16 protein-coding genes are annotated in these 21,894 nt (G+C 30.1%); 14 read left to right on the forward strand and 2 right to left on the reverse strand.

Annotated features, from left to right (window positions below; all coding sequences use genetic code 11):
* Positions 1–56: 56 nt before the first annotated feature.
* The 14 genes from rpoN to rnr all read left to right on the forward strand — a co-directional run bounded on the left by rpoN (position 57) and on the right by rnr (position 20,322).
* The gene (rpoN, locus tag OW729_RS10135) at positions 57–1,427 is read left to right on the forward strand and encodes an RNA polymerase factor sigma-54 (protein ID WP_268061440.1); all 1,371 of its coding nucleotides are present in this window, start codon (positions 57–59) and stop codon (positions 1,425–1,427) included.
* A gap of 146 nt (positions 1,428–1,573) precedes the next feature.
* On the forward strand, positions 1,574–2,647 hold the full coding sequence (locus tag OW729_RS10140; protein WP_268061387.1) for a sugar-binding transcriptional regulator: 1,074 nt from the start codon (positions 1,574–1,576) through the stop codon (positions 2,645–2,647).
* 64 nt (positions 2,648–2,711) lie between these two features.
* On the forward strand, positions 2,712–3,716 hold the full coding sequence (gene gap / locus OW729_RS10145; RefSeq protein WP_268061388.1) for a type I glyceraldehyde-3-phosphate dehydrogenase: 1,005 nt from the start codon (positions 2,712–2,714) through the stop codon (positions 3,714–3,716).
* A 452-nt stretch (positions 3,717–4,168) separates the two neighbouring features.
* The gene (locus tag OW729_RS10150) at positions 4,169–5,335 is read left to right on the forward strand and encodes a BMP family lipoprotein (protein WP_268061389.1); all 1,167 of its coding nucleotides are present in this window, start codon (positions 4,169–4,171) and stop codon (positions 5,333–5,335) included.
* A 131-nt stretch (positions 5,336–5,466) separates the two neighbouring features.
* Positions 5,467–7,008: an ABC transporter ATP-binding protein gene (locus tag OW729_RS10155; protein ID WP_268061390.1), complete on the forward strand. Its 1,542-nt coding sequence runs from the start codon at positions 5,467–5,469 to the stop codon at positions 7,006–7,008.
* Positions 7,001–8,107: an ABC transporter permease gene (locus tag OW729_RS10160; RefSeq protein WP_268061391.1), complete on the forward strand. Its 1,107-nt coding sequence runs from the start codon at positions 7,001–7,003 to the stop codon at positions 8,105–8,107. The genes OW729_RS10155 and OW729_RS10160 overlap by 8 nt, the downstream gene beginning before the upstream one ends.
* On the forward strand, positions 8,100–9,014 hold the full coding sequence (locus tag OW729_RS10165; protein WP_268061392.1) for an ABC transporter permease: 915 nt from the start codon (positions 8,100–8,102) through the stop codon (positions 9,012–9,014). The genes OW729_RS10160 and OW729_RS10165 overlap by 8 nt, the downstream gene beginning before the upstream one ends.
* 438 nt (positions 9,015–9,452) lie before the next feature.
* Complete coding sequence (locus OW729_RS10170) at positions 9,453–10,649, forward strand: phosphoglycerate kinase (RefSeq protein ID WP_268061393.1); 1,197 nt, start codon at positions 9,453–9,455, stop codon at positions 10,647–10,649.
* A gap of 51 nt (positions 10,650–10,700) precedes the next feature.
* The gene (tpiA, locus tag OW729_RS10175; protein ID WP_268061394.1) at positions 10,701–11,453 is read left to right on the forward strand and encodes a triose-phosphate isomerase; all 753 of its coding nucleotides are present in this window, start codon (positions 10,701–10,703) and stop codon (positions 11,451–11,453) included.
* A gap of 89 nt (positions 11,454–11,542) precedes the next feature.
* The gene (gene gpmI / locus OW729_RS10180; protein WP_268061395.1) at positions 11,543–13,078 is read left to right on the forward strand and encodes a 2,3-bisphosphoglycerate-independent phosphoglycerate mutase; all 1,536 of its coding nucleotides are present in this window, start codon (positions 11,543–11,545) and stop codon (positions 13,076–13,078) included.
* Between the two features lie 82 nt (positions 13,079–13,160).
* On the forward strand, positions 13,161–14,462 hold the full coding sequence (gene eno / locus OW729_RS10185) for a phosphopyruvate hydratase (protein WP_268061396.1): 1,302 nt from the start codon (positions 13,161–13,163) through the stop codon (positions 14,460–14,462).
* A 220-nt stretch (positions 14,463–14,682) separates the two neighbouring features.
* A complete protein-coding gene (gene secG / locus OW729_RS10190) occupies positions 14,683–14,913 on the forward strand; it encodes a preprotein translocase subunit SecG (RefSeq protein WP_268061397.1) in 231 nt (76 codons plus the stop codon).
* A gap of 337 nt (positions 14,914–15,250) precedes the next feature.
* A complete protein-coding gene (locus OW729_RS10195) occupies positions 15,251–17,269 on the forward strand; it encodes a sodium-translocating pyrophosphatase (protein ID WP_268061398.1) in 2,019 nt (672 codons plus the stop codon).
* A gap of 851 nt (positions 17,270–18,120) precedes the next feature.
* The gene (gene rnr, locus OW729_RS10200; RefSeq protein WP_268061399.1) at positions 18,121–20,322 is read left to right on the forward strand and encodes a ribonuclease R; all 2,202 of its coding nucleotides are present in this window, start codon (positions 18,121–18,123) and stop codon (positions 20,320–20,322) included.
* A 51-nt stretch (positions 20,323–20,373) separates the two neighbouring features.
* On the opposite strand, the gene OW729_RS10205 is transcribed toward rnr, so the two are convergent.
* Both OW729_RS10205 and OW729_RS10210 read right to left on the reverse strand, forming a co-directional pair.
* Positions 20,374–21,018 carry a TetR/AcrR family transcriptional regulator gene (locus OW729_RS10205; protein WP_268061400.1) on the reverse strand — a complete coding sequence of 215 codons (645 nt, stop codon included), beginning with the start codon at positions 21,016–21,018 and terminating at the stop codon, positions 20,374–20,376.
* 63 nt (positions 21,019–21,081) lie between these two features.
* On the reverse strand, positions 21,082–21,894 hold the full coding sequence (locus OW729_RS10210; RefSeq protein ID WP_268061402.1) for an ABC transporter permease subunit: 813 nt from the start codon (positions 21,892–21,894) through the stop codon (positions 21,082–21,084).

The following is a 21,894-nucleotide window of genomic DNA, read 5'->3' on the forward strand; positions in this document are numbered from 1 at the left end:
TAGATTTATGATATAATATAATTGTACTATATGTAAAGTGGTGATAAATTATGAAAATGGAGTTTAAACTGAATCTAACCCAAGAACAAAAGCTTATAATGACACAGCAAATGCAATTATCAGTAAAATTACTGCAAATGTCAAATTTTGAAATTCAAAAATATATAGAAAAAGAACTTCAAGAAAATCCTGTATTAGATGCTGAATACAAAAAAAATGATGATGATAAAATAAAAGATGAAATCGATTATAAGAAATTTATGAAATTTCTAGAATCTGATGATTATGGGCATGGAAGCTATGGCGGCTATAGTAAAGATGAAGAAGAGGTTTCACCCTTTAACTTTATTAGTGCAAAAAAATCATTAAAAGAATTTTTAATAGAGCAGGTTATAGAACTACAAGAAACAAATTATATAAAAGCTATATGTGAGTATATTATTGAAAATATAGATAAGAAGGGATATTTAGCTACCAACATAGAAGATATTTCAGAAGAATTATCTATTCCTGTAGAAGAATGTGAAAAATGTTTGGAAATTGTACAATCATTAGAACCTAATGGAATAGGAGCAAGAGACATAAAAGAATGTTTAAAGATCCAATTAATTAAAAAAGATTTAAAAGATAATAAACTTTTTAGCATAATTGATAATTATTTAGAATTGTTAGCAGATAATAAATATAATGTTATTGCCAAAAATTTAAGCATAACTCCTCAACAAGCTCAAAAATATGGAGATTTAATAAAAAATTTAGAGCCAAAACCATCAAGAGGTTTCTATACAGGAGAAGAAACAAAATATATTATTCCTGAAGCTTATATAAAGAAGATAGATGGGGAATACCATATTATAATGAATGACGGAGGTATGCCTAGATTAAATATAAATGCTTTATATAAGCAAATTATAAACAATGAAGAAGATAAGCAAACTGTTAAATTTGTAAAGGATAAATTAAATAGTGCTGTTTTTTTAATAAAAAGTATAAGTCAGAGAGAAAATACTATTTACAGAATTTTAGAAAAGATTTTAGAAGTTCAAAGGGAATATTTTGATTATGGGGATCAATATTTAAGGCCTATGACTTTAAAAGAAATTGCAGATTATCTTGAAATGCATGAGTCTACAGTAAGCAGAGCAATAAGAGAAAAATATATATATACAGATAAAGGGACAATTAAAATAAAAGATTTATTTACAACGGGCATATCAAGAGTAAATAGTTTTGAGGATGTATCAGCAAAAATAATTAAGAATAAGATTATAGAATTAGTAGAAAATGAAGATAAGAAAAAACCTTTTTCAGATCAAAAAATTGCGGATCTATTGAAAGATAAGAATATAGATATATCTAGAAGGACAATAGCTAAGTATAGAGAAGAGATGGGAATAAAGTCTTCAAGTAAGAGGAAAAGATTTTAGATCTTTTCCTTTTTTTTGGATGTGAATTTTACCTATAATGGTATATTGAAAAAAATTAACAATATTTTTTTATAAAATGGCTTTTAAAAATTGTGTATTCGGTTTATAATATTAGTGGGACATAAATCAAACAAGCGGGACATATTATGGCCGAAGAGGTGTTTTGTTTGCAAAATCATTTAGAAATTCAAAAAAAGATAGTTCCTGAATTATTAGAACTTTTAGAAAAACGATATAATATTTTAACTACTATATATTATAACCAACCTATAGGCAGGAGAATGCTTGCTAGTTATTTGGGAATAGGTGAAAGAATAGTAAGAAGTGAAGTTAGTTTCTTTAGAAAGCAAAATTTAATAGACATTAATAGTGATGGTATGACAGTTACAACTGAAGGAAAAGAAATCTTAGAAAAATTAAAAGAGTTTGTTCATGAATTAAAAGGATTATCTGAAATGGAAGAGTTCATGAGAAAAAATTTAAATTTAAAAGATGTTATTGTTGTTCCAGGAAATGTTGATGAAAACGAGTTGGTATTAGACGAGATTGGTAAAAGTGCTGCTAATTATTTAAAAGAATTACTAAAAGACAGAATGATAATAGCATTAACTGGAGGTACGTCTGTTAAAAAGCTAGTAGATAATATGTCTAAGATAAATGATTATAGACATTTGCTAGTTGTACCAGCAAGAGGTGGGCTTGGAAGAAAAGTTGAAATACAAGCAAACACCTTAGTAGCAAAACTTGCAGAAAAATTATCAGCAGATTATAGAATGCTTCAGCTATTAGAAAATGTTGATTATGCTGAGATATTTGCTATACTAAATGAAGAAAGTATAAAAGAAGTACAAGAAAACATAAATAATGCAAATATTCTTATCTATGGTATAGGTAAAGCAGATGAGATGGCAGCAAGAAGAGGTTTTCAAGAAGCAAAAATAAATAAGTTAAAACAGGCAGGGGCCGTAGGAGAAGCTTTTGGATGCTATTTTGATAGACAAGGAAACATAATATTCTCAACTTCTACAGCGGGTATAAAAAGCGAAAATACTAAAAAGATAGAGTATAGAATTTCAATTGCTGGAGGCCAAAGTAAAGCAGAGGCAATTATAAGTGTTCAAAGATATAATCCTCAAAATATATTAATAACAGATGAAGGGGCAGCAAAAGAAATTATAAATATCATTAAAAATGAGAATAATGATAAAGGTAATGATTAAATAAGATATATAAATTTAATATATAAATAAAAAAATATATATAAATATTAGGAGGTAATTTGAAATGAAAAAAGTTGCAATTAATGGATTTGGAAGAATCGGAAGATTAGCATTGAGATTAATGATTGACAACCCAGAATTTGAGGTGGTTGCAATAAATGACTTAACAGATGCTAAAACTTTGGCGCACTTATTCAAATATGACTCAGCTCAAGGTAGATTCAATGGTCAAATAGAAGTTAAAGATGGAGCTTTCGTAGTTAATGGAAAAGAAATAAAAGTTACTGCAGAAGCTAAACCAGAAAATTTACCATGGGGAGAACTAGGAGTAGATATAGTTTTAGAATGTACTGGTTTCTTCACTTCAAAAGAAAAAGCTTCAGCTCATGTAAAAGCTGGTGCTAAGAAAGTTGTTATATCAGCTCCAGCTGGTAATGACCTTCCAACTGTAGTTTATAATGTAAATCATGATATATTAAAAGGAGATGAAACAGTTATATCAGGGGCATCATGTACAACTAACTGCTTAGCTCCAATGACTAAAGTTTTAAATGATAGCTTTGGATTAACTAAAGGATTTATGACTACAATCCATGCTTATACAAATGATCAAAATACTTTAGATGCTCCACACAAAAAAGGTGATTTAAGAAGAGCAAGAGCTGCAGCTGCAAGTATCATTCCAAATTCAACAGGAGCTGCTAAAGCTATAGGTTTAGTTATTCCAGAATTAGCTGGTAAATTAGATGGAAATGCTCAAAGAGTTCCAGTTATAACTGGTTCAATCACTGAGTTAGTATGTACTTTAGGTAAAAAAGTTACTGTTGAAGAAATTAATGCTGCTATGAAAGCTGCTGCTAATGAATCATTTGGATATACTGAAGATCCAATAGTATCTTCAGATGTTATCGGAATCAATTTCGGATCATTATTTGATGGAACTCAAACTAAAATTATGGAAGTTAATGGAGAACAATTAGTTAAAGTTGCTTCTTGGTATGATAATGAAATGTCATATACTTCACAATTAATCAGAACTTTAAATTATTTTGCAAATCTTACAAAATAATTTAACATATTAAGTGAACTTATTAAGTTAATTAAAAAATTAACTTATGTAAACATAAATAAGAAAGCATCTATCTTGTGAAATCAACAAGATAGATGCTTTCTTATTTATATTAATAATAGTTACTAAATAAAATTAACAAGTAATTTTAGATCTACATGGAAAATTGATCAAAATCATAGTATTAAAAATAACAAAACAACGCAACAAGATGCATTAGAAAAGTGGAATATGGATATTTTTTATTTAGATTTTAAAATATGGAAAAATTAACTTGATTTTTCCATATAATTATCGTATATTAGAGATAAGATTTAATTGAAAATTAATAATTTATTGACTATTAATTTTATTAAATCTATTATTTTAAGTTTTAAAGTTTTCGGTAAGCGGTTACATATTGTAAACATTTACCGCACTAAATTAAGTTTATAATTAGGAGGGGAATAACAATGAAAAAAAGAAGACTAGTTGCTATTTTAGCAACAGTAGCTGTGGTTGCATCTTTGTTTGTAGGCTGCGGCGGTAAAACTGATAATAAGGATAATAAAGCAGGACAAGAGCAAAAGAAAGAGGAAGCTAAAAAATCAGATATAAAAATAGGCCTTTCAACTGATGAAGGTGGATTAAATGATAAGTCCTTTAACCAAGCAGCTGATATGGGAATTAAAAAAGCACAGAAAGAATTTGGATTTGAATATAAAGCTTTAGAATCAACTAAAAAAGAAAACTTTGTTCCACATCTTCAAACATTATCAACAAGTGCTAACTCTAATTTAACATTTGCTATTGGATATCAAATGGCTGAAGCTTTGGCAGAAGTAGCTAAATCAGCACAAGATAAGAATTTTGCTATTGTTGATTTTGCACCAGATAAACCTGAGGATGTGTTGAAGAATGTTCAGTATTTACGTTTTAATGATCATGAAGGATCATTTTTAGTAGGAGTTATAGCAGCAAAAACTTCAAAAACTGGTAAAATAGGATTCATAGGAGGAAAACAAAGTCCATTAATTGGAAAATTTGAAGCTGGATATATAGCAGGAGCTAGAGCTATAAATCCAAATATAAAAGTGGATGTTAGATATGCTGATAGCTTTAGTGATTCAAACAAAGGATATGAACTTGCAAAAGCTGAATATGGATCAGGATGTGATATAGTTTACCATGCAGCAGGTGGTGTTGGATTAGGATTGTTTAAGGCAACTAAAGAAATAAAAGATAGTGGAAAGCAAGTTTGGGCTATAGGTGTTGACCAAGATCAAGTATTAACAGTTACAGATGCAAATAAAAAACCTATGTATGCTGATATAATACTTACAAGTATGATAAAGAGAGTTGACACTGCAACTTATGAAGCAGTAAAAGAAATTGTTGAAGGAAAATTCCAAGGCGGAAAAATTAGAACATTTAGTCTTAAAGAAAACGGTGTTGGTATAGCTCCAACTTCAAGAGGACAAATACCAGATGACGTAAAAGATATAGTTAAACAAAATGTATCTAAAGAGGTTATAACTTTAGTTGATAAATATGAAGCAGCTATTAAAGAAGGTAAAATAAAAGTTCCAGAAAAACCAGAAGATGCTAAAAAATTCACAACTGATTTTAAAGCAGAATAAAAACCTTGATGGCATGAAAAAGCTAGATGTATTGCACATCTAGCTTTTTCAAAACCGCTTATATGTAAATTGCAATAAAAAATATTAATAAACAACTATATGTTTATTAAATCCTTGAAAGGAGGACAATAATGGAAAAAGTCATTGAAATGAAAGGCATTACCAAGGTTTTCCCGGGGACTACCGCTAATGATAATGTGGATTTTACATTGTTAAAAGGTGAAACTCATGTTTTACTTGGAGAAAATGGAGCTGGTAAAACTACACTTATGAATGTTTTATATGGGCTATACCAACCCGAGATGGGACAGATTTTTATAAGAGAGAAAGAAGTGAAAATAACTAGTCCTAATGATGCTATAAAGTTAGGAATAGGAATGGTGCACCAGCATTTTATGCTTGTACATAATTTTACTGTTGCTCAAAATATTGTATTAGGGATGGAACCAAGAAAAGGATTAAAAATTGATATTAATAAAGCTATAGAAGATGTTAAAGAAATTGCTAAAAAATACGGATTCAATATAAATCCTAAGGATGTAATTGAGGATATCAGTGTTGGTCAACAGCAAAAAGTTGAAATATTAAAAGCTTTATATAGAGGTGCAGAAATATTAATATTAGATGAGCCAACAGCTGTTTTAACTCCTCAAGAGATTGAAGAGTTAGGACAAATTATAGACAATTTGAAAAAGGAAGGTAAATCAGTAATACTGATTACACATAAGCTAAAAGAAGTTATGAGTATGAGTGATAGGGTAACAATAATAAGAAGAGGAAAAGTTACTGGTATAGTAAATACTAAGGATACATCTATAGATGAATTGGCAGAGCTTATGGTAGGAAGAAAAGTTCAATTGATAGTAGAAAAGAAAGAAAACGATTTAAAAGGTGAAATATTAAGAGTAGAAGATCTTCATGCTAATGATAATAGAAATTTACCAGCTTTAAAAGGGGTAACCTTCCAAGTCAATGGAGGAGAAATTCTAGGAATAGCAGGGGTTGATGGAAATGGTCAGACAGAGCTTTTAGAAGTATTGACAGGACTTAGAAAACCTATAAGTGGAAAAATAAGCATAAAGAATAAAGATATTTTTGGTAAGACACCTAGAGAAATAATAGATAGTGGGGTTGGACACATACCAGAAGATAGGCAGAGAAGAGGATTGATACTTAAATATTCCTTGTTTGAAAACGTTATTTTAGGAGTACATCATAAGAAACCTTTTAGTAAAAACAAAATTATAGATTATAAAGTAGTAAGAGAGTATGCTCAAAGAATAATAAAAGAGTTTGATGTAAGAACTCCTGGAGATGAAGTTTCAGCTTCTTCATTGTCAGGAGGAAATCAACAAAAATTAATTGTTGCTAGAGAAATATCAAAAGATCCAGATATTTTAATAGCAGCGCAACCTACAAGAGGAGTTGATGTTGGAGCTATAGAGTTTATTCATAAAAGACTTGTAGGGGAGAGAGATTCGGGAAAAGCTGTTTTATTAGTATCTTTTGAGTTGGATGAGATATTAGCTTTATCAGATAGAATTGCAGTTATGTATGATGGAGAAATAGTAGCTATTTTAGATAGAAAAGATGCAGATGAACAGAAATTAGGTATACTCATGGCTGGAGGAAGTTTAAACGCTGATAATAAAGGAGTGAACAAAATTGAGTAAAAAAGCATCCAATAGTAATTTTTTAAATATAATAAAACAATCAATTAAGAGTTTGATATTTCCTTTGTTTGCAATAATAATATCTATATTTGTTGCTGTATTCTTTGTTATGTGGTCTAAAGGATATGCTATAACACAATATTTTTCAGCTTTAACAGATTTATTTAGCATAATATGGGAAGGAAGTTTTGCTACTAAAAGGAATGCTCTTACTACTATTTCCTATGTAACTCCACTTATATTTACAGGTATAGCAAATGCTGTTGCATTTAAATGTGGTCTATTTAACATTGGAGTTGAAGGACAATTTATAATGGGTATGATTTCAGCAGCTATAATTGGATTAATACCAGGATTAAACCCTTTTATTCATATTATTTTAATAATACTTGGTGGTATGTTAGCAGGAACTATATGGGGCGGAATACCAGGTATACTAAAAGCTAAGTTTGGAACAAATGAAGTTATAAATACGATTATGATGAATTATATAGGTATGTACTTTGCAAATTGGATTGTTCAAAAGTCTGTATTTTCAGTGGCACCAACATATACAAATACTCCATTGATTCAACAAAGTGCCAGATTGATGCCTTTAAGCAAGCTTAGTAAAGCTAATATAGGTATATTTATTGCAATAGCTTTTGCCATATTAGTTTATTGGCTTTTATGGAAAACTACTATAGGATATGAAATCAGGGGAGTTGGAATAAATCCATCAGGAGCAGAATATGGTGGAATAAATGTAGCTAAAAACATGACACTTGCTATGGTTATATCAGGAGCACTTGCTGGTGTTGGAGGAGCAACACATTTATCTGGTGTATTATATCAATGTCAAGATTTTATGGCATTTCCTGGCTTTGGATTTGATGGTATAGCTGTTGCACTTTTAGCTAAATCTAATCCGATTGGATGTATTGCTTCAGCAATTTTATTTGGAGCTTTAAATAGTAGTGCTACTATGCTTCAATTTAATGATATACCAAAAGAGATAGTATTTTTAATTCAATCTATAATAATTATATTTGTTGCAACAGACTATGTAGTGAAATATTTTGCAGATAAGAAAAAGAAGGGAGAGATAATAAATGGATAACACAATATTCCCTTTAATAGCTTCTACTTTGAGAATGGCAGCACCGCTTATATTTACTGGAATCGGGGCAGTTTTTGCTGAAAGGTCTGGAGTAGTTAATATAGGATTAGATGGTATGATGATAATGGGGGCATTTTTCGCTGTTTTTGGTTCCAAAATAGATGGTCCTGTAACAGGTATATTATTTGCTATGCTAGCAGGTGGAGTTATGGCTACTATTCATGCTTTTTTAAGTATAAACCTAAGGGCCGATCAGATTATTTCTGGTACTGCAATAAATCTTTTTGCAACAGCACTAGCAAGTTTTTTAATAGGGCCTATATTTAAAACCGGTGGTCAAACTGACTTAGTTAAGGGACTTTCCTATGATTTACCAGGTTTTTTGGAAAAGGTGCCTATATTAAAAGATTTAAATTGGTTTGTAATAGGAGCTTTTATTTTAGTTTTTGTTGCTAACTTTGTGTTATTTAAAACTCCGCTAGGTTTAAGAATAAGAGCTGTTGGAGAACATCCAAGTGCAGCAGATACTCTTGGAATTAATGTTTATAAAATGAGATATTTATGTGTAATTTTATCAGGCATATTAGCAGGGCTTGGAGGAGCAGCATTATCTATAGGATTAACACCAGCTTATAAGGACGGTATGGTAGCTGGTAGAGGATTTATAGCTCTTGCTGCGATGATATTTGGTAACTGGAAACCAGTGGGAACTATGTGGGCATGCTTATTATTTGCTTTTGGTAATGCATTCCAAATACAAGCACAAGGTTTTACTATGATAAGATTACCAAATGAACTTTATTCTTCTATACCATATATATTAACAATGTTAGCTCTTGCAGGCTTTGTTGGAAAAACAACTGCACCTAGAGCCGATGGTCAACCATATGTTAAAGGACAAAGATAATTTAAATCAAGCTATGTTTTGATAAAAGAAAGTTTTAATTTATATTTGTTAGGTATAACTGAAATAGAGTTAAATTCAAAAATCTAGTGAAAAGATGAAAATATTTTTCACTAGATTTTTATTTATGTTAGATGGTTTATAAAATTTAAAAAAGAATATAATTCCAAATTCATTAAAAATAAGTTAAATTTATAAATTTCTATTTTTTTTTACGAAAGCTATTTTAAAATTAGTTACTTTACATTATAATGGAAGTGGGACAATATGAGTAACAGTGGGACAGAAAAAGACCTAAAGATTAAATAAATATTTAATAAAAAGTGTAGAATAATAGATAATATATTTAAATTGTACTTAATAAACAGGTTAATATCAAATTTTTATAAAATTGTTTATAAAAATGAAAAATTTTTCATTATAAATGGAGGAGATATTGATATGAAATTAAACAAAAAATCTGTAGAAGATATCAATGTTAAAGGTAAGAGAGTACTAGTAAGATGCGACTTTAATGTTCCCCTAAAAGATGGAGTAATTACTGATGAAAACAGATTAGTAGGTGCTATGCCAACGATTAAATACCTTATAGAAAATGGTGCTAAAGTAATACTTTGCTCACACCTTGGAAAACCAAAGGGAGAAGCAAAACCAGAATTATCTTTACAACCTGTAGCAAAAAGACTTTCAGAAATGTTAGGAAAAGAAGTTTTATTTGCAGCTGATGACAATGTAGTTGGAGAAAATGCTAAAAAAGCTGTATCAGAAATGAAAGATGGAGATGTTGTTTTACTTCAGAATACTAGATACAGAAAAGAAGAAACAAAGAATGAAGAAAATTTTTCAAAAGAATTAGCTTCTCTTGCTGATGTTTTTGTAAACGATGCTTTTGGAACTGCACATAGAGCTCATTGTTCAACAGTTGGAGTAACTAAATTTGTTCAAGAATCAGCATGTGGATATTTAATTCAAAAAGAATTAAAGTTCTTAGGTGATGCTGTTGAAGCTCCAGTAAGACCATTTGTTGCAATTTTAGGTGGAGCTAAAGTTTCAGACAAAATAAATGTTATAAATAATTTACTTGAAAAAGTTGATACATTAATCATAGGTGGAGGAATGGCTTATACATTCTTAAAATCTCAAGGATACTCAATTGGAAAATCCCTTGTTGAAGAAGAGAGAGTTGAATATGCTAAAGAAATGATAGATAAAGCTAAACAAAAAGGTGTTAATTTATTACTTCCTATGGATAATGTAGTTGGAGCTGAATTTGATGCAGAAACTGAACCAGTAACTACAGAAGATCAGAATATACCAGAAGGATATATGGGATTAGATATAGGTCCTAAAACATCTAAATCTTATGCAGAAGCAGTAAGAAATGCAAAAACTGTTGTATGGAATGGACCAATGGGAGTATTTGAATTTTCAAATTTTGCAAAGGGTACTATAGCTGTTGCTGAAGCTATGGCTGAGGCAGATGCTACAACAATAATTGGTGGAGGAGACAGTGCAGCTGCTGTTAACCAATTAGGATTTGGAGATAAAATGTCTCACATCTCAACAGGTGGTGGAGCTTCACTTGAATTTTTAGAAGGAAAAGAATTACCAGGAATAGTTGCACTTTCAGATAAATAATACAGAAATATAATATAGATTTACTGAAAATTAAAAAGGGGTGTTTTAATAATGAGAAAAGCAATTATAGCAGGAAACTGGAAAATGAATAATACTGTTGCACAAGCAGTTAAATTAGTAGAGGAATTAAAGCCATTAGTAAAGGATGCTATTTGTGATGTAGTAGTTTGCCCATCTACTATATGTTTAGATGCTGTTGTTAATGCAGTTAAAGGAACAAACATAAAAGTAGGCGCTCAAAATATGCATTTTGAAGAAAGTGGAGCATTTACAGGAGAAACTGCACCAGCTATGCTTGAAGAAATGGGAGTAGATTATGTTATATTAGGACATAGTGAAAGAAGAACATACTTTGCTGAAACTGATGAAGCATTAAACAAAAAGATAAAAAAAGCTTTTGAACATAATTTAATTCCAATACTTTGTGTTGGAGAGACTCTTGAAGAAAGAGAAGCTAATATAACAGAAGAAGTATTAGGAAAGCAAATTAAGTTAGATTTAGCTGGATTAACTAAAGAACAAGTTGAAAAAACTGTTATAGCTTATGAACCAATATGGGCTATAGGAACTGGTAAAACAGCTACATCAGAACAAGCTAATGAAACAATAGCTTATGTAAGAAGCGTTGTTGCAGGTATGTTTGGTAAAGAAACAGCAGAAAAAGTTAGAATTCAATATGGCGGATCAGTTAAACCAGCTACAATAAAAGAACAAATGGCTCAATCAGATATCGACGGTGGATTAATAGGTGGAGCTTCATTAAAAGCAGAAGATTTTGCTGCTATAGTAAATTTTGATAAATAATTATTTTAAGGCACCAGGTACTACTACCTAGTACCTTACGAAAGATGTATGGCGTTTTTCGTGTAACTCATTTATTGGAGGAGAGAATCATGACTAAAAAACCTACTATGATTATGATTTTAGATGGATTTGGTATGTCAGATCATGAGGATGGAAATGCTGTAAAAATAGCTAAACATCCCAATATAACAAAACTATGGAATGATTATCCTCATACAACTATAGCTGCTAGTGGATTAGCTGTTGGTTTGCCAGAAGGGCAAATGGGTAATTCAGAAGTTGGGCATTTAAATATTGGTGCAGGAAGAATAGTGTATCAATCATTAACAAGGATAACTAAGTCTATTAAAGATGGGGATTTCTTTGAAAATGAAGCATTATTAAAAGCTATAGATAATGCATTGAGTAATAAATCTTCACTTCATTTATTAGGACTTTTGTCTGATGGTGGTGTTCATTCCCATATAGATCATTTAAAAGGATTATTAGATTTAGCTAAGAAAAAGGGATTAGAGAAGATATATATACATGCTTTCTTAGATGGAAGAGATACTCCACCTTCTTCGGCTAGTAAATATATAAATGAAATAGAAGATTATATGAAAGAAATAGGAGTAGGAACTATAGCTACAGTATCAGGAAGATATTATGCTATGGATAGGGATAATAGATGGGAAAGAGTAGAACTTGCATATAATGCTTTAGTAAATGGAAAAGGAGAGTATGCTACTACTCCAGTAGAAGCAGTGGAGAGGTCATATCATGATAATAAAACTGATGAATTTGTACTTCCAACAGTTATCACTAAAGGGCAAGAACCTAAAGCTGTAATAAAGGATAAAGATTCAGTTATATTCTTTAATTTTAGACCAGATAGAGCAAGAGAGATGACAAGAGCTTTAAATGATAAAGAATTTAAAGGTTTTAAAAGAGATAACTTAGAGTTAACTTTTGTTACAATGACTGAATATGATAAAACCATTGAAAATGTAGAAGTTGCTTTTAAACCTGAGTTATATTCAAATACTCTAGGGGAATATTTAAGTAAGTTAGGTAAAAAACAGCTTAGAATTGCTGAAACAGAAAAATATGCTCATGTTACGTTTTTCTTTAATGGAGGAATAGAGGAACCCAATAAAAATGAGGACAGGGTTTTAGTACCTTCACCAAAGGTTGCTACATATGATTTAAAACCAGAAATGAGTGCCTATGAAGTAACAGAAAAAGTTCTTGAAAAGATAGATGCAGATGAGTATGATTTTATTGTTTTAAATTATGCAAATCCAGATATGGTAGGTCATACTGGAGTAATTGAAGCTGCAGTTAAAGCTGTGCAAGTAGTTGATGAATGTTTAGGTAAAGTTGTGGATAAAATATTAGAGAAAAAAGGTACTGTATTAATTACAGCAGACCATGGAAACTGTGAACAAATGATAGATTATTCTAATGGTAAACCTATGACAGCTCACACAACCAATATAGTACCATTTATTTATGTATCTGAAGAAGCAAAAGGAAAACAATTAAGAGAAGACGGAATTCTTGCAGATATAGCTCCAACAGCACTTACAACTATGGGAGAAAAAATCCCAACCGAAATGACTGGTAAAAGTCTTATAAAATAATGATAAACAAACAGTAAGAAGCTTAAAAAACATATTATTCTTACTGTCTGCATAAATAATTTTGTTTAGGAGGAAAGTATAAATGAAACAATATGTAGAAATAGTAGACGTTTTTGCAAGACAAATATTAGACTCTAGAGCTAATCCTACTGTAGAAGTAGAGGTAGAATTAGAAGATGGTACAGTGGGAAGAGCAGCAGTTCCATCAGGAGCTTCAACAGGTATTTTTGAAGCAGTTGAATTAAGAGATGAAGATAAGAATGTATATAAAGGAAAAGGTGTTTTAAAAGCTGTTGAAAATGTAAATACACTTATTGCTGATGAATTAGTAGGAATGAATGTACTTGACCAAGTAGCTATAGATAAAGTTATGATAGCTCTTGATGGTACTGACAACAAAGGTAAATTAGGTGCAAATGCTATGCTTGGAGTTTCTCTTGCATGTGCTAGAGCAGCTGCTGAATATTTAGGATTATCATTATATCAATACATAGGTGGAGTTAATGGAAAGGTTTTACCAGTACCTATGATGAACATATTAAATGGTGGTTCACACGCTGATAACAACGTTGACCTTCAAGAATTCATGGTAATGCCAGCAGGAGCTGAAAGTTTTTCACAAGCTTTAAGAATGTGTTCAGAAGTATTCCATACATTAAAAGGAATATTAAATAAAAAGGGATTAGCTACTGGCGTGGGTGATGAAGGTGGATTTGCTCCAAACTTAAACAGTAATGAAGAAGCTATTCAAGTTATAATTGAAGCTATAACAGCAGCTGGATATGAACCAGGAAAAGATATATTTATAGCACTAGATCCAGCATCTTCAGAATTCTTCAATACAGAAACTAATATGTATGAATTAAAAGGAGAAGGAAAAACTTTAACTCCAGCTCAAATGGTTGATTTCTACGCTAACCTAGTAGAAAAATACCCAATAATCTCAATTGAAGATGGAATGGCTGAAGAAGATTGGGATGGATGGAAGATCATGACTGAAAAATTAGGTAACAAGATTCAATTAGTAGGAGACGATTTATTCGTAACTAACACTAAGAGACTTGAAATGGGAATTGAAAAAGGAGTTGCTAATTCAATTCTTATAAAGCTTAACCAAATAGGAACATTAACAGAAACATTAAATTCTATAGAAATGGCTGAAAGAGCTGGATATACTGCAGTTGTATCTCATAGATCAGGAGAAACTGAAGATACTACAATAGCTGACTTAGTTGTTGCTGTTAATGCAGGACAAATAAAAACAGGAGCTCCTTCAAGAAGTGAAAGAGTTGCTAAATACAATCAATTATTAAGAATAGAAGAAGAATTAGCAGATATGGGAGAATATAGAGGATTAAAAGCTTTCTATAATATTAAAAAATAATCTAACTCTTGTCCATGTTTAATTAAATATATATTAAGATAGAGTCACAAATATAAAAATGTGACTCTATCTTTGCTTATGTATTAGGTTTATGTAAGGTTTTCTCGTATAGGTATAGTAAACATTTATTGTATTTTTATTTTTAATATGATAGAATAACTATTGATAATTGAAATTAATGGTTTTACATAAACTAGCTTAAAATTAGGAGGTGTATGTAGTGCATACATTTTTAGTAGCAATACAAGTTATTGTAGGAATAGCTTTAATTATAACTATTCTAAAACAGCCAGGAAAGACAGATGGATTTAACTTAGTTTCTTCAGGTGCAGAAACATTCTATTCAAAAAACAAAACTAAAACATATGAATCAGTATTAGCAAAAACAACTGTAATGTTGTCAATAATATTTGCTGTAGTAACTATGGCGTTAACATTAATAAAAAAATAATAAAATATATTTTTGTTATAGAAAAAGACTCCTCTATTCTAAAATGTCCTTAACAAAGGGTACACTTTATTCGATGGAGGTCTTTTATTTTTTGGATTAATGAATAATAAACTTAAAATATGTAAATATAATTATAAAGAAGTATTTTACTTTTATGGAAATAAATAATTGAAAAAATATATAGAATATTCTTTCGATTATTTGTTAAATTATAGAAAATATTAAATTTTTGATGTATAATAGGTTTAAGTTAATTTAGTTTAAAGATTATTACCAAAGTGGAAAGATTGACTAACTAAGGATGGCAAATATTACAAGGAAGAAGGAGGAGTAAAAAATGAATTTATATTTGCCAATTATATGTGGAATTTTAGCTTTAATTTTCGCGTTTGCTTTCAGTAGTGGAATCACTAAAGAGAGTGCAGGAAATGATAGGATGAAAGAAATAGCTGGTTATATTCATGATGGAGCTATGGCATTTTTAATGAGGGAATACAAATATTTAATAATTTTTATAGTCGCTGTAGCTGTATTAATAATAATAGCCATAGACATCAAAACTGCAATTTGCTTTATATTTGGAGCTATTTTCTCAATATGTGCCGGGTATTTTGGTATGAAGGTAGCAACTAAAGCAAATGTAAGGACTGCAGAAGCTGCAAGGACAGGTCAAGATAAAGCATTAAAAATTGCTTTTTCAGGTGGAGCAGTAATGGGGTTATCTGTAGTTGGTTTAGGTATTTTAGGTCTTACTATTTTCTATGTAGTCTTTGGAAATGACATTAATGTAGTTACAGGATTTGGATTAGGAGCAAGTTCAATAGCTTTATTTGCTCGTGTAGGTGGTGGAATATACACTAAAGCTGCAGATGTAGGAGCAGATCTTGTAGGGAAGGTTGAAGCAGGAATTCCAGAGGATGATCCAAGGAATCCAGCAGTTATTGCGGATAACGTTGGTGATAATGTTGGTGATGTTGCTGGTATGGGAGCAGATTTATTTGAATCCTATGTAGGATCTATAATTTCAGCATTAACTTTAGGATACACTTTGTTTAGTAATGATAAAACAAAGTTAATTTTTCCTTTAATTTTATCTTCTATAGGTGTTTTAGCTTCAATTATAGGAATTTTAATTGCAAGAAGAAGTAAGGGGGATAATCCTCAAAAAGCACTTAATACAGGAACATATATAGGAGGAGCACTTGTTATTATAAGTACATTTATTCTTAGTTCAAATATATTTGGAAATTATAGAGTTTTTGGAGCGATATTATCTGGATTAATTGTTGGAACTTTAATAGGTAAAGTAACAGAAATATATACATCTGCTGACTATAAGTATGTAAAGAAGATAGCTAGGCAATCTGAAACAGGTTCAGCTACTACCATAATATCAGGTCTTGCTGTTGGAATGTATTCTACAATGATTCCGATAATATTTATTGCAATAGCAGTATTATTCTCTTTTTATATTATGGGAGGAGCAAGTGATGTTGCTATGGGATTGTACGGAATATCTCTTGCAGCTGTAGGTATGTTATCAACAACTGGATTAACTGTTGCAGTTGATGCTTATGGCCCTATTGCTGATAATGCTGGAGGTATTGCTGAGATGTCAGAACTTCCATCAAGTGTTAGAGAAATTACAGATAAACTTGATTCAGTAGGTAATACAACGGCAGCTATAGGAAAAGGATTTGCTATAGGTTCAGCAGCGCTTACAGCATTAGCTTTGTTTGCTTCTTATGCACAAAAAACTAATTTAAATTCTATTAATCTTTTAACACCTGGTACTCTTGTAGGATTATTACTTGGAGCTATGCTTCCTTTCTTATTTGCTTCAATGACTATGGAATCAGTTGGGAAAGCAGCTAATGAAATGATAGAAGAGGTTAGAAGGCAATTTAAAGAAATACCAGGGTTAATGGAAGGAAAGGAAACTCCAGATTATAAAAAATGTGTTGATATATCAACTGCTGCAGCATTAAAAGAAATGATTTTACCAGGAATACTTGCAATACTTGTACCTATAATTATAGGTATTCTTCTTGGAGCAGAAGCTCTTGGAGGGTTAATAGGTGGTGCAGTTTCATCAGGAGTGCTTATAGCTATATTTATGGCTAACTCAGGTGGAGCCTGGGATAATGCTAAAAAATATATTGAAACAGGAGTACATGGCGGTAAAGGAAGCAATGCACATAAAGCAGCTGTTGTTGGAGATACAGTAGGAGATCCATTTAAAGATACTTCAGGGCCAGCTATGAATATATTAATAAAGCTTATGACAATAGTATCTCTAGTATTTGCACCTGTAATAGCAGCCTATGGTGGCGTTCTATTAAACTTATTTAAATAATTAGAATAATATTATGATGTAACATTATTTTAGTTCTTAGGTTAAAAGGGACTATGTACTAGATTAAGAGAGATTTTATTCTTAATATGAGAAAATCTTTAAGTTAAGTAAAAAAATAAGCCCATAATGAAAAATTAATTTTTCATTATGGGCTTTGTTATTTATTTAAACAAAAGAGCTGGTAAGTTCTTAAAAGCGATAGCTTATGGGATTCATCTCTTAACTTAAGATTAAAAGATAGTTGCTATAAAATACTGAATGAACATATATACTACCACTGAAAGAGTGAAAAAGCGTTTTAGTTTAAAGATTTTCTGACGTTAGGAAGAAAATCATCCTCTAGTATTCCTATCTCTCCCCAATATAGATTTTAAACTGTATTATTCATAAAAAATCAAGGCATAGGAATAAGATTTTCTTATATATGTAGTTAGCCGATTAAACGTTGAAGTAGCAATTAGAAGTACTTAAAGTGTAGAATTCTAAAAATCTGTAATTGCAGGAATGGATTCCTGCAGCCGAACTGCGTCATGGAAGACGCATAGTGAGGGTAGGATTTTTAGAAGGCTACGCCTTTAGTACTTCTTTGTATGCTGAAGGTTTAATGGATAACTACATATATTTAGAAAAATCTATTTCTATGCCGTTATTCATTACGTCACATTTTTATTCTACTGTGTAATAATTGTTTGACTACATTTTCCTTTTACTATACTATTGTAATATAAAGAAATGTTGAATACGATACATTTATTTAGTTAAAAATAAGAAATAGAGGAATAATACAAATAGTGGTGTGGTATATAAAATATTTTTGAAACAAATATTAAAAAAGATTGGAGGTAGAGATTATGAATATAAGAGAAGTTATTATTGGTTTTATGAGGGAACAGGCATATAAACCAATGGATATAAAAGAGCTAGCATGGGTTTTTGAAATACCAAAGAGAGAAATGGATGATTTTAAGAAATTACTTAAGGAAATGGAACAAGATGGTGAAATTATACAAACAAGAACAAAGCACTATGGAATACCAGAAAAAATGGGGCTTGTTGTAGGAAAACTTCAATGTCATCAAAAAGGATATGGATTTGTTATACCTGAAATTGATAGAAAAGACGTATTTATAACATCTTCTTTTATGAATGGGGCTATGAATGGAGATAGAGTTATAGCTAAAATTACAAGAGAAGAAAATGAAGGAAAAAAATGTGAAGGGGAAATAATACGTATTCTTGAAAGAAGTAATAAGACAATTATAGGAGTATATGAGAATAGCAAGAATTTTGGGTTTGTTGTTCCTGAGGATAAAAGGTTAAACTACGATATATTTATTCCTAAAACCGAAAAAAATGGGGCACAAACAGGAGATATAGTTATTGCTGAAATAACTGAGTGGCCAGGGAAAAGAAGAAATCCTGAAGGAAAAGTTACAGAAGTACTAGGTAAAAAGGGTGAAAAAGGTATTGATATTTTAACTATAATAAAAAAATATAAACTTCCTGAAGAATTTCCTATAAAAGTTAAAAAATTTGTTGCAAATGTACCTGAGGAAATTAAAGAAGAGGAATATGTAAATAGAGAAGATTTAAGAGATTTAAAAATGGTAACAATAGATGGAGAAGATGCTAAGGATTTAGATGATGCGGTATCAATACAAAAACTTGAAAATGGAAACTATTTATTAGGAGTACATATTGCAGATGTATCACACTATGTTAGAGAAAAAAATCCTTTAGATAAAGAAGCTTTAAAGAGAGGAACATCAGTTTATCTAATTGATAGAGTTATTCCTATGCTTCCTAAGGAACTATCTAATGGAATATGTAGTTTGAATCCTAAAGTAGATAGATTAGCTATGACTTGCTTTATGGAAATAAATGTTGATGGAAAAGTAGTAGACTATAGAATTACAAAGAGTGTTATAAAAACTAATGAAAGAATGACTTATACGGATGTAACAAAAATATTAAGAGATCATGATGAAGAATTAATGAAAAAATATGATTATCTATGTGAAGACTTTAAAAACATGGAAGATCTATGTGGTATTTTATATAACAAGAGATTAAGAAGAGGAGCAATTGATTTTGATTTTGAAGAGTGCAAAATAATATTAGATTATAATGGAAAGCCAGTTGAAATTAAGCCTTATGAAAGAGCTATTGCAAATAGAATTATAGAGGAATTTATGCTTGTTTGTAATGAGACAATAGCAGAACATATGTATTGGACTAAACTTCCTTTTGTTTATAGAATACACGAAGATCCAGATGAGGAAAAGCTTCAAAGATTTAAGGAATTTGCATATAACTTAGGATATTTTGTTAAGACTGGACAAGAAATTCATCCAAAGGCTCTTCAACAAGTTGTAGAAGAAGTTAGAGGTAAAAAAGAAGAAACTGTTGTAAATACATTGCTTCTTCGTTCATTGAAGCAAGCTAGATATGCTCCTCAATGTGTAGGACACTTTGGTTTAGCGGCGAGATATTACTGTCACTTTACTTCACCTATTAGAAGATACCCGGATTTAATAATTCACAGAATAATAAAAGAATCTTTAGATGGCAATATAGATGAAGAAAGAGTAAAACAATTGGATAAAGCTGTAGACTATGCATCAGTTCAATCTTCAGATATGGAAAGAGTTGCTCAAGAAGCAGAAAGAGAAGTAGATGATCTGAAGAAAGCAGAATATATGAGTGAGAGAATAGGAGAAGAATATGACGGAATAATTTCTTCTGTTACTAACTTTGGAATGTTTGTTGAACTTGCTAATACAATAGAAGGGCTTGTCCATATAAGTAATTTAGATGATGACTATTATATATATGATGAACAACACTTATGTTTAATAGGAGAAATGAGCAAGAACAAGTATAGATTAGGGGATGAGGTAAGAATAAAAGTAGCTAAAGTTGATTTAGATGCTCATGAGATTTATTTCGATCTTGTGAAACAAGAGAAAAATGACCTTGATCCAGAATTAAAAATAGATGAATTAAAAAACGAAGATGAAAAAGCTCAAGATAGAGAATTTGAATTGATATAATTGAATTTACCCCCATAATTCATTTTTGATTATGAATTATGGGGGTATCTGTTATTTTTGATATAATCCATATTTGATTATATCAATGTATTTATCAAATTCTTTAAATAAATCCTCATTATTAGTTAATAATTTATTCGTTTTACCCTTATATAAGCTGGTATATTTTTTACCTAATGCATCGAATAAAGTCATGGTAACAAATATAGCATCTTCTTTTGTTATTGATGGCTTTAATAATTTTACGTCCATGTATTTAATAATATAGTCTTCTATAAAATTCATATTGTCGCTATAATATTTTAAATAAAGCTTTTCTAAGTCAACCTTTATTTTTGGAGGCATATTTACAAATGCCTCCATAATTATTTTAGAATGCATAAAATATTTAACAATTATTTGTTGTTTAATTAGTGAGATATCTTTTATCCTCTCATAAAAATCATTAGATTGTATCTTTTCAGCTTCATTTAAAACTTCACTTGTGAGTAAATCAGCACAATACTCAACAATAAATAAAAACAAATTTTTTTTGCTCCCAAAATAGTGAAATAGACTGCCTTTAGCAATGCCTGCATTTTCTGCTATTATATCAGTAGAAGCGTTATCAAATCCCTTATCCCCAAATTCATTTATTGCTGAATTAATTATATTTTTTTGTTTTTCTTCCGATACTTTGTTAAATCTAATTGTCATAATATAGCTCCTTTAAATTACATATACTAATTATAATTCCCAATATAAGTATATTATGAATTACTATAATTTTAAATCCTTATTTTTATATTTATAAAAAGTAAATACTATTGAAATAATAATTACAATTAGTGATATTATTATATAGCTCATGTCAATAACTCCTTTTGATCTTAATAATTCATTTGGCATCACATATTGTACAGGAGATAGATATTTCATCCATTCAAGTTTTTCAATTATAGTTGAAAAAATACCCAATAAATATGAAGTGAAAAAAATACCTAAAGCTGTTGGTGTTGCAAGACTTACTTTGGAAATAATAGCAGATAATGCAAAACCTATAGACCAAAATATAAATTGAGCTAAAAACATTCCTTTATACATAAAAACAAGTTGAGAAATGTACTCATATCCTTCTTTCTTAAATATATGAAAAAATAGCATGGTTACAAGAAAAATAATTATATTAAATATATAAAGAATTGTAAAAGTAGAAAGCATTTTTACCATTACAATTTTAACTCTTGAAATAGGTTGAGCATATAAAAATTCTATAGTTCCCTCGCTTTCTTCTTTAATAAGAGAGTTAATTCCCAAAATAGCAGCATATATACAATTTCCTATTAAAATATATTGAGCGCAATATGCAAAGTATTGAAGTAAATCTGAAAAATCAACTGCGTTCTCTAGTCCAAAAGATTTTCGCATAGCTTCAGGAATAGCATCAATTTTTGTCTTAACTATTTCACTCATACCACTAGTGGACATAGAAGGAAACATAGACATAAATAATGTAATTATGCCCGCCATGATAATAGTCCAAATAATTAAGCTTTTTAACATGTTTTTTAGTTCAACTTTATACATATTCAT

This window comes from Clostridium brassicae (assembly GCF_026738875.1).
Lineage (GTDB): Bacteria > Bacillota > Clostridia > Clostridiales > Clostridiaceae > Clostridium_H > Clostridium_H brassicae.